We start from the raw sequence: 8,779 nt of genomic DNA, 5'->3' as shown, positions 1-8,779 counted from the left end.
ATGCGCATCGTTTGGTATCTGGCGCGCTACCACGACATCAAGATCTCCGGAGCCGGCGTATCCCGCATCCTCAAGCGCAATGGCCTGAACCGGCTCCCACGAGGTACGAGGCTCCGCAAGGTCCATACCACCCGCTACCAGCAACAGGTGCCGGGCCATCAGATACAGGTTGACGTCAAGTTCCTGATTTTCCATGGAAAAGATGGGAAGTCGATCAAACGCTATCAGTACACCGCTATCGACGACGCCACGCGCGTCAGGTCCCTCAAGATCTACAGCAGGCACACCCAGACCAACGCCATCGATTTCCTCGACTACGTCATCAAGAGCTTCCCGTTCCGCATCCGGGAGGTGAGGACGGACAATAGGCACGAGTTCCACTGGCACGTCGAAGACCAGGGCATCCGCCATGCTTAAATCGAGCCTCGGTCATATCAACTCAACGGCAAGGTCGAGCGTTCGCATCGAACTGACCAAGAGGAGTTCTACCAACTCCTCACCTACAAGGATGATGTCGATCTCGAGGAAATGCTCACCCACTGGGAGCGGTTCTATAATCTCTCAAGACCCCACGGCGCCTTCAATGGAAAGGCACCTTACGAAGCTCTCAGGGAAGATCTATAAACCAACCAAGGATCGTATCGTCAGGTCGTCATGATCACACATGACGGCGCAGTTCGGCGGCATCATCCTTGCCATCACGACCTCCCAAAAGACATCCAATCCAACACGAACATTTCACAGACTGAAGGCACCCCATGATGAAGTTGCCTATTTGAACGAAGGTATTATTATCTTCGGCCCAGAAACCGCCCGAGCCGCGCACTCATCAGAGCCACGTAGATTTTTGGACCGCTAGATGCAGATAAAGATCTTTGGCGAGCGCAATTCTGGCACGAATGCCTTGGCAGCCATGATAGGTGCCAATAGCGCATCACGACTCTTGCCAGGCACGATACCCGAGCTGAATACAGAAACAGCTAAACATGTTGCACGAATGAGGCGGAATGGCTGCAGCGTGCATATGATTGAATCCGAGATCGACCATGCGTTCAAGGATCAGAGCATCAATCACCAGTGGAAGCATACCGCCACCAACTTCGATTTGTATGATATTCCTGCGGATACCCACTACGTATTCATCGTCCGAAATCCACTTTCCTGGGTTCTTTCATTGTTCAAGTCTCCCTATCATATCCTGGTTGAGCGGCCCCAAAGTTTTGAGGCATTCTATTCCATGTCGTGGAAAACTCTTGGACGAGACAATCTGGCGTATGAATGGTGCAAGCCAATCGACCTCTACAAATTCAAACTTCAGTCATACAGATCATTCATCTACCGTTTGCTGGGCGCAAACAGGAGCTTCACGATTCTTCACTTTGAAAAGTTAATTCAGCGCCAGGAGACTTGTTTTTTCCAGCTCAGACCATATTTGGACAATCCAGCGGTCATCTTTTCAGAATTTACAAGATCTACAAAGGATCACACAAAGTCTCTCTCTCACTATAAACAGTATTATGGTTCAGAAGAATGGCGGCAGGAAATAGAACCTGCCATTCTTGACGAATACACTTTCGATGAAGATCTCTGGTCGTTCTTCGAGAGCGATGCACCCGTTTCTAATCAATCTTAGATGGGCAAGGTTTCGACGATATGGTTGCCACTCAGCCTTCAATGACCATTATGTGTTTGCCCGCATCCAGAGCGAGGGGCACTTGAAACGTGTTTTGTTAACTCGCCTGGATTTCACTACTGGGACAGGGCTCAATACTTGAACGTGAGCGGATATCCACCAGACATACCCCGATTCGACCAGTACCAAGCCTTCACAAATCAGAGTAACTGCACCACTTTCTGCCCAAGCCAAATCTCACCAAGGACGTCCCATAAACACAGTGTCACGGGCAACTACCCATGCACTCTTCCGTTTCCGATATCACTTGATCTATCTGCAACATGCACCTGCCAAGGCTGAGCCATGTCCTTATTCCAGTTCAGGGACCACACCTCACAGTATCAATGATCTCGACTGGGACATGAATCTGACAGTCAAATTTTGCAAGACATAACGAACCCACCACGAGCCAAAGCACTCTTCAATCATGATCCGGCCAGCGTTGCCGAAAACACAATCAAGCCTACCACCACGCTGACAAGGAGGAACACCGCACAGGCGCCGATCGCCCATGTGAGCATGGCTTTCATGAGTTCAAGGAGTCCGATACCGAGTGGCCAACCCGCAAAAAAAGAAAAAAGACTTCAACAAACTGAGCAGATGCACCTGCTGTTCGACACGGGTGGCACGGCTGTTTTCAGCATTTGAGAAACCGCAACCAAGCCTTTCTCGGCAAGAATTGGCAAAACCGGACATCCATGATCAGGCTAACGAACAGTGCCACCGTAAAGGCGGAATTGAACAACAACGGTCGAGGCTGCCACGCCTCCATGTGGCTTGCCGGACTCTCTGCGATCAGGTCTGTTCCGCTAGCGTCCTCGTCAATGACGTTCCAAGGCAGCAAGGCTAACCGTGGGCGCTACTCGAGTCCAATTCCCCATGCGACGAACAATACCCATGCTGCGGTAACTGCCATTGCCGGTATCAGCGGAACGATGATCAAAAGCAACGGGCTCCAACGCCCTCAGAACGCGCGCTGTCGCACCACTCCATTGCACGTCATTCATGACAGAACTCGACATAATGAACACGCAGGCGATGTTGCATAAGTCCATCTGCAGATGGCGATAGAGTGGGATCGCGGCTGCAGTGAAGATGATGTAGGTGGTTGAGCCATCACCGTCGAGCGAGCCGCGCATTGGCATCACAGCAGTGCTCAGGGGAAATGAATTCGATGGGAGACTTGGCTCGCAAAAGGATATGACGGACGACCCTCTTGTCGCAGGTGGAATTCATTGCCGCTGTCATGTCGGCGTCGTGGGTGTGCGTCGTTCGTGATCTACAAAACCTCCTCTGGCATCCCTTGCAATGATGCAAGGCCTGCCGGACACGAAATGGGCTACGCATTGTCTTTTGTCGGGACTGCTGCTGCTTGACGTGCTGAGCGCAGATACCGCATTTGCCTGAACATGCCCGAGATGGATCAACGATGACTCAGGCCGACAAGAGCTTGCAAAGCCTGCACGACCAGATTTGCCCTCATCAATCATGCCCCAACCAAGCCTTAGAACGTCAGCTAGGGCTTCGGGCTTGACCCTGCCGGGCTTCGGCCTATCGTTGACGTGAAACAGATTTCAGGAGACGTGACTTGTGCAAGCTTTGTCTGACACCAAACCGTCGCCATTTTACTGCCGGACTAGGGGTTCTGTCGCTGGCAACGGCACTCATGATCCCGGAACGCTTCGCCGCGGCGAACATCCTTCATAAGCCATCTTTGAGGCCAGATGAAGCCTTGGCAAAGCTGAAGGAAGGCAATGCAAAGTATCGGTCCTCTTCCGAGGAATGCGAGAAGGATCTGGCAAGACATCGCAAGGAAGAGGAGTCCGGTCAGGCGCCTTGGGCGACGATCCTGACATGCTCAGACAGCCGCGTCGTCCCCGAACTCATCTTCGGTGGCCTTAACCTTGGGGAAGTTTTCGTTTGCCGCAATGCTGGTAACATTGCCGACGACGACATGCTTGGAACCATCGAATATGGCGCCGAGCATCTGGGATCATCACTCGTCGTGGTGATGGGTCACCAGCGCTGCGGCGCCGTCACAGCCGCATGCAACATGGTTCAAAATGGTGAGAAACCAGGTGGTTTCATCGGCCCGCTGGTTGGCGAGATCGCTGCAGCGGCAGAGGAGATGATGGACAGGCAGGGAGACTTTGTCGCCAATACCGTTCTTGAAAATGCCCGACGCAATGCCGAGACGATCCTCACGAGAAGCGAGGCTGTCAAAGGCCTTGTGACAACAGGCAAGCTCAAGGTGATCCACGCGACCTACGACATTGATACCGGTGTGGTGGAGTTCTACGGCTGACAGATCAGCACGGCCTCGACGCGCAGGGAAGGGGTCCGGCAGTCCGGGCGGTTCTGTCCAAACTTCTTGATAGAAATGGGATTTTCCAGGTCCGTCCGGCATGTCCGAGAGTTGACGGCCAGATCGCGCCGGTCACGCCATTACCGGGTCTCGACGCGCCTGCGGAATTCACTTAGTGTCAAGGAAAACAAGATCAGAACTCAGGAGGAAACATCATGAAGCACTCATATCTGCTTGCTCTGGCGCTTGGCGTCTCGCTGCTGTTGCCCGGCGCGTCATCGGCGGTTGCGGAGAAACTCGTCATCTCGAACTGGGATGGCTACATGCCAAAGGACATGGCGGAGAAATTCAAGGCCGCCACCGGCATCGACCTCGAGATCGCCGTGCATGCCACCAATGAGGAAATCATGGGCAAGGTAACGGCCTCGGGCGGTGAGGGCTATGACGTGCTCTTCGTCTCCTCGCCCTTCGCCGAGGCGCTCAACAATCTTGGTCTCGCCGCGCCCATCGATCATGCCAAGGTGCCGAATCTGGCAAACCTCTATCCCGAGGCCACCCAGCTCAAGCATGATCCTGGCAACGTGTTTTCAGTTCCCTATACATGGGGAACAACCGGCCTGTGCTACCGCTCCGACACCGTCAAGACAGAACCGTCAAGCTGGAACGACCTGCTCAAGCCAGCTGATGATCTCAAGGGCAAGATCACCATGCTCTCGACCGACCGCTGGCTGATGGCTGCCGGCTTTCTGGCCAATGGCATGTCGGTCAACACCACCGATCAGGCAGACCTGGATAAGGTCCGTGACCAGCTGATCGAGGCCAAGCGTAACCTGCTTGCCTATGACGACACGACCTTCTATTCGAAGCTGGTCTCAGGGGAAGCCTCGCTTGTGCAGGCCTGGGACGGCTGGTGCAACTATGGCATCGCTGAAAAGCCAGAGATCAAGTATGTGATCCCGAAAGAAGGCTCGGACCTGTGGGTGGATGCCATCGTCATCACCAAGGCCTCGAAGAACCAGGACGCCGCCCACAAGTTCATCGACTTTGTCCTCAACGCCGACAATGGCAAGTGGGTGGTCGAGAACATCATGTACAAGTCGCCCAACAAGGCTGGCATGGAGGCCGTAGACAAGGCGCTGTTCACAAGCTTCCCCAACATGGCCATTCCCCCGGCCGACCTGCTGAAATACGAGCAGCTGCGCGATCTCGGGAACGGCATGAAGGCCTTCTCGAAGACCGTATCAGAGATCATGGCCGCAAAGTGACTGCCGAATCTTCCTCTCCCGGCTCACCCGGGAGAGGGCTTTCCGCAACATGACGCCGCAGCGCGCTTCGTGGCTGCTGATGGCGCCGGGCCTTGTCTGGCTCGGCCTTTTGATGGTTGCGCCCTGCGCCCTCATCTTCGGGCTGATGTTCTTCGAACGTGGGGTCTATGGCGGCATCGACTGGGCAGCGCCGACCCTGGACAATCTGCGCCGCAGCCTTGATCCGCTCTATCTTTCGATCTTCCTCGACAGCGGCCTGGTAGCGCTTGCCGCCACGCTCATTGCACTCCTGATCGGCTATCCTGCTGCCTATGCAATCGCGCGGGCGCCGGCACACCGGCAGACCGCGCTGCTGTTCATTGCCATCCTGCCATTCTGGACCAACTATCTCATCCGCACCTATGCCTGGATTGTGCTGCTGAATCCGGCCGGCCTAATCAACAGCGCCCTGATCAGTGCAGGGCTGCGCAGCGAGCCCCTGAGCCTTCTCTACAACAAGCCCGCCGTCATTCTCGGCCTGGTCTACAGCTACACGCCCTTCGTCATTCTGGCGGTGTACTCGGCGTTGCAGCGGCTCGATCCATCCTACGCCGAGGCCTCGCGTGACCTTGGCGCAGGTGCGGTTCAGACTTTCCTGCGCATTACCCTGCCGCTGACGGCGCCGGGAGTAGCGGCTGGCGCAGTCTTCGTGTTCGTGCTGTCGATCGGCAATTTCGTGACGCCGGACCTGCTCGGTGGCGGCAAGTTCCAGATGGTAGGCAACCTCATCTATGACCAGTTCCTTTCCGCACGGGACTGGCCGTTCGGAGCGGCCCTCTCTGCCCTCCTCATCGGCGTGATGATGATGCTGCTGTTTGCGCAGTCCGTGGCGGCACAACGGGCGCGAGGTAGCGATGCGCGCGCTTAACGCCTGGCTGGCCGCCGTCTATGGCTTTCTCTACCTGCCCATCGCGGTGCTGATGGTGCTGTCATTCAACAAGTCCGGCATGCCCACAGCCTGGGGCGGCTTCTCGCTGGACTGGTATGGGGCCCTGGCATCCAATCCAAAAATCACCACTGCAGCCTTGAATTCCCTCATCGTGGCTTTCTGGTCAACGGCGATCGCCACGGTGCTGGGCACACTTCTGGCGCTGGGCGTGGAGCGTGCAAGACCCTCACCCGCCCGCGAGTCCCTGCTCTTTGCCCCGATGATCGTGCCTGACATCGTGCTGGCGATCGCCCTGCTCTCCTTCTTCACGCTGCTCAAGTTCACGCTCGGGCTGCACTCGATCATCATGGCGCATGTGGTGTTCAACCTGGCCTTTGTCTGCGCCGTCGTCAGAGCCCGGCTCAGGTCCTACGACTGGACACTCAATGAAGTCTCGCGCGATCTTGGCGCTTCGGCCCTCGCTACATTCCTGCGCATCACGCTGCCGTTGATCGGGCCGTCAATTCTGGCCGGGGCGCTGCTCGCCTTCACCCTGTCGGTTGACGAGTTCATCATCGCCTACTTCACGGCTGGGGCAGGCCAGTCCTCCACCACGTTGCCAATGCAGATCTATGCGATGATCCGCTTTGGCGTGACGCCTGAAATCAACGCCATGGCAAGCCTTGTCATGGTGGCAAGTTTTGTGATGATCTTTGCCGCCCAGCGCCTGAACCGCGGGCGCATTCCGGCAAATTGAGACCAACACCGCAGACAAGGCCACAGGGAGAACGACATGGCGAAGGCTACAAAGGCAGCAGCAAGGCCGGGAAAATCCACCCCCGCCCGAAAGGCGAAGAAAGTCATCGCGCTGTTTCCGGAGGCCGCCTTCGGCCCGGCGCTCAACTCCGTGGGTATCGGCCAGGCTCTCGAAAAGCTTGGCCACACGGTGGTCTTCCTCTCAGATCCGGGCTTTCTGGACGTCTACAAGGGCTATGGTTTCGAGGCTCATCCGGTGAATCTCTCGGAACCGCTGCCCCCGGAGCAGATGGCAAAGTTCTGGGTCGATTTCATCAACGGCCACATTCCGAATTTCCGCAAGACGCCCTACGAGCAGATCGACAACTACGTCAAGGACTGCTGGAGCATGATCGTCGAGACGGCAAAATGGGCCGAGAAGGATCTGCCCGGCGTGCTCGACAAGGTAAGGCCCGACGTCATCTGCGTCGACAATGTTATCCTGTTCCCCGCCATCAAGCGCTACGCCAAGGCCAATCGCAAGCCCTGGGTGCGCATTATCTCCTGTTCCGAGAACGAAATAGAGGATCCCGACATTCCGCCGCATCTGTCAGGCGCAGGCGCCAAGGACAAGAAGGCCCATGCCGCCTACCGCAAGCGGTTCAACCAGGTGATCAAACCGATTCATGATGAGTTCAACCGTTTCCTGAAGTCGCTGGGAGAGAAGAAATATCCTATTGGGCAATTCTTCGAGGCAAGCCCGCACATGAACATCCTGCTCTACCCGAGTGCCGTCAAGTTCAAGCGCCGGCACAAGTTGCCGGCGCGGCAGTTCCAGTATCTTGAGGGCTGCGTCCGCAAGGACAAGCCCTACCAGATCCCCCGCCTCAAGGCCAACAATGACAAGCCACTCTTATATGTAAGTTTTGGTTCACTGGGCTCGGGTGATGTGGAGCTGTTGAAGCGCCTCATCGCGGCCATCGGCAAGATGCCGGTGCGCGCGCTGGTCAATGTCGGCGACTACAAGGACCAGTATGGCGACATTCCGTCCAACGTCATCATCGACAGCTGGTTTCCGCAGCCATCGGTAATTCCGCAGGTCGATGCGGTGATTCACCACGGCGGCAACAATTCCTTCACGGAATGCCTCTATTTCGGCAAGCCTGCGATCATCATGCCATATGTCTGGGACGGCCATGACAACGCCACCCGCGTGCAGGAAACCGGTCACGGCTTCAAGCTTGACCGCTACAACTGGACAGACAGCGAACTGGAGCAAAAGATCCTGACGATGCTGACCGACAAGAAGATGAAGACTCGCCTGAAGAAGACCTCACGCCAGATGCGCGCCAAGCACGGGCCAACCAAGGCCGCAAAAGTGATCGACGCCCTGACACGCCGGAAGCTGGCCTGATGCCGACGAAACTCGATTCATCCGCACCGCATCTCGAGGCGCCGGCCGAATATGGCGGCCCGCTGAAGGACTGGGGGCATCAGCCCAACCCGATCGCCGGGCTCTCAAAGAGCGATGGCGTGCTGCTGCACAAGGGTCCGAACGGACAGCCGGAAGTGGGCTTGTGGCAATGCACGCCCGGCAGCTGGCCCCTGTCGATCCCGCGCGATGAACTCTGTCACTTCGTGTCTGGCCGCGCCACCTACGTCCATGAGTCGGGCGAAAGGATCGAGATCGCCCCGGGCACTGTGGTTCTGTTTCCAGCCGGCTGGACCGGCACCTGCACCGTTCACCAGACCATGCGCAACGTTTATATGCTGAGTTAGATCATGAGCCTCACCCTGCAATCCTCCGCCCCGCACCTCACAGGCCCGGAAAGCTTCGCCGGCCCCTTCAAGGACTGGGGCATCATTCCGACCATGATCGAAGGCGCCTCGCA

Annotated in this window: 8 protein-coding genes and 1 pseudogene; 8 read left to right on the top strand and 1 reads right to left on the bottom strand. The window is 56.6% G+C overall.

Annotated features, from left to right (window positions below; all coding sequences use genetic code 11):
* Both ACILRN_RS13730 and ACILRN_RS13725 read left to right on the top strand, forming a co-directional pair.
* Positions 1-624 (top strand): annotated as a pseudogene (locus ACILRN_RS13730) (integrase core domain-containing protein); the annotation flags it as partial.
* Between the two features lie 235 nt (positions 625-859).
* Positions 860-1,633 carry a hypothetical protein gene (locus ACILRN_RS13725; protein ID WP_395689188.1) on the top strand — a complete coding sequence of 258 codons (774 nt, stop codon included), beginning with the start codon at positions 860-862 and terminating at the stop codon, positions 1,631-1,633.
* Positions 1,634-2,496: 863 nt separating this feature from the next.
* Here ACILRN_RS13725 and ACILRN_RS13720 read toward each other — a convergent pair.
* Positions 2,497-2,814 carry a hypothetical protein gene (locus ACILRN_RS13720; RefSeq protein ID WP_395689186.1) on the bottom strand — a complete coding sequence of 106 codons (318 nt, stop codon included), beginning with the start codon at positions 2,812-2,814 and terminating at the stop codon, positions 2,497-2,499.
* Positions 2,815-3,263: 449 nt separating this feature from the next.
* Between ACILRN_RS13720 and ACILRN_RS13715 the strand changes: the two genes are divergently transcribed.
* From ACILRN_RS13715 to ACILRN_RS13690, 6 genes are all read left to right on the top strand, one after another.
* Positions 3,264-3,980 (top strand): carbonic anhydrase, encoded by a 717-nt coding sequence (locus tag ACILRN_RS13715; RefSeq protein ID WP_395689185.1) that lies wholly within the window; start codon positions 3,264-3,266, stop codon positions 3,978-3,980.
* Between the two features lie 215 nt (positions 3,981-4,195).
* Entirely contained in the window at positions 4,196-5,245 is a 1,050-nt protein-coding gene (locus tag ACILRN_RS13710; RefSeq protein WP_395689184.1) for a spermidine/putrescine ABC transporter substrate-binding protein, read from the top strand.
* A gap of 49 nt (positions 5,246-5,294) precedes the next feature.
* A complete protein-coding gene (locus tag ACILRN_RS13705) occupies positions 5,295-6,152 on the top strand; it encodes an ABC transporter permease (protein ID WP_395689182.1) in 858 nt (285 codons plus the stop codon).
* Complete coding sequence (locus ACILRN_RS13700) at positions 6,139-6,909, top strand: ABC transporter permease (RefSeq protein ID WP_395689180.1); 771 nt, start codon at positions 6,139-6,141, stop codon at positions 6,907-6,909. Before ACILRN_RS13705 ends, ACILRN_RS13700 begins: the two co-directional genes overlap by 14 nt.
* Before the next feature lie 36 nt (positions 6,910-6,945).
* Positions 6,946-8,301, top strand: a complete 1,356-nt coding sequence (locus ACILRN_RS13695; RefSeq protein WP_395689178.1) for a glycosyltransferase — start codon at positions 6,946-6,948, stop codon at positions 8,299-8,301.
* Positions 8,301-8,666, top strand: a complete 366-nt coding sequence (locus tag ACILRN_RS13690) for a cupin domain-containing protein (protein WP_395689176.1) — start codon at positions 8,301-8,303, stop codon at positions 8,664-8,666. The genes ACILRN_RS13695 and ACILRN_RS13690 overlap by 1 nt, the downstream gene beginning before the upstream one ends.
* Positions 8,667-8,779 lie beyond the last annotated feature (113 nt).

It is taken from the genome of Aestuariivirga sp. (genome assembly GCF_044238155.1).
GTDB lineage: Bacteria > Pseudomonadota > Alphaproteobacteria > Rhizobiales > Aestuariivirgaceae > Aestuariivirga.
Note: the sequence above shows the minus strand (reverse complement) of the source record. Positions and strands in the feature narration are given on the sequence as shown.

Excerpts from the sequence above, each read along its gene's own strand:
- ACILRN_RS13725 (WP_395689188.1), top strand. The coding sequence starts at position 860 with ATGCAGATAAAGATCTTTGGCGAGCGCAATTCTGGCACGAATGCCTTG.
- ACILRN_RS13720 (WP_395689186.1), bottom strand. The coding sequence starts at position 2,814 with ATGCGCGGCTCGCTCGACGGTGATGGCTCAACCACCTACATCATCTTC.
- ACILRN_RS13710 (WP_395689184.1), top strand. The coding sequence starts at position 4,196 with ATGAAGCACTCATATCTGCTTGCTCTGGCGCTTGGCGTCTCGCTGCTG.
- ACILRN_RS13705 (WP_395689182.1), top strand. The coding sequence starts at position 5,295 with ATGACGCCGCAGCGCGCTTCGTGGCTGCTGATGGCGCCGGGCCTTGTC.
- ACILRN_RS13700 (WP_395689180.1), top strand. The coding sequence starts at position 6,139 with ATGCGCGCGCTTAACGCCTGGCTGGCCGCCGTCTATGGCTTTCTCTAC.
- ACILRN_RS13695 (WP_395689178.1), top strand. The coding sequence starts at position 6,946 with ATGGCGAAGGCTACAAAGGCAGCAGCAAGGCCGGGAAAATCCACCCCC.
- ACILRN_RS13690 (WP_395689176.1), top strand. The coding sequence starts at position 8,301 with ATGCCGACGAAACTCGATTCATCCGCACCGCATCTCGAGGCGCCGGCC.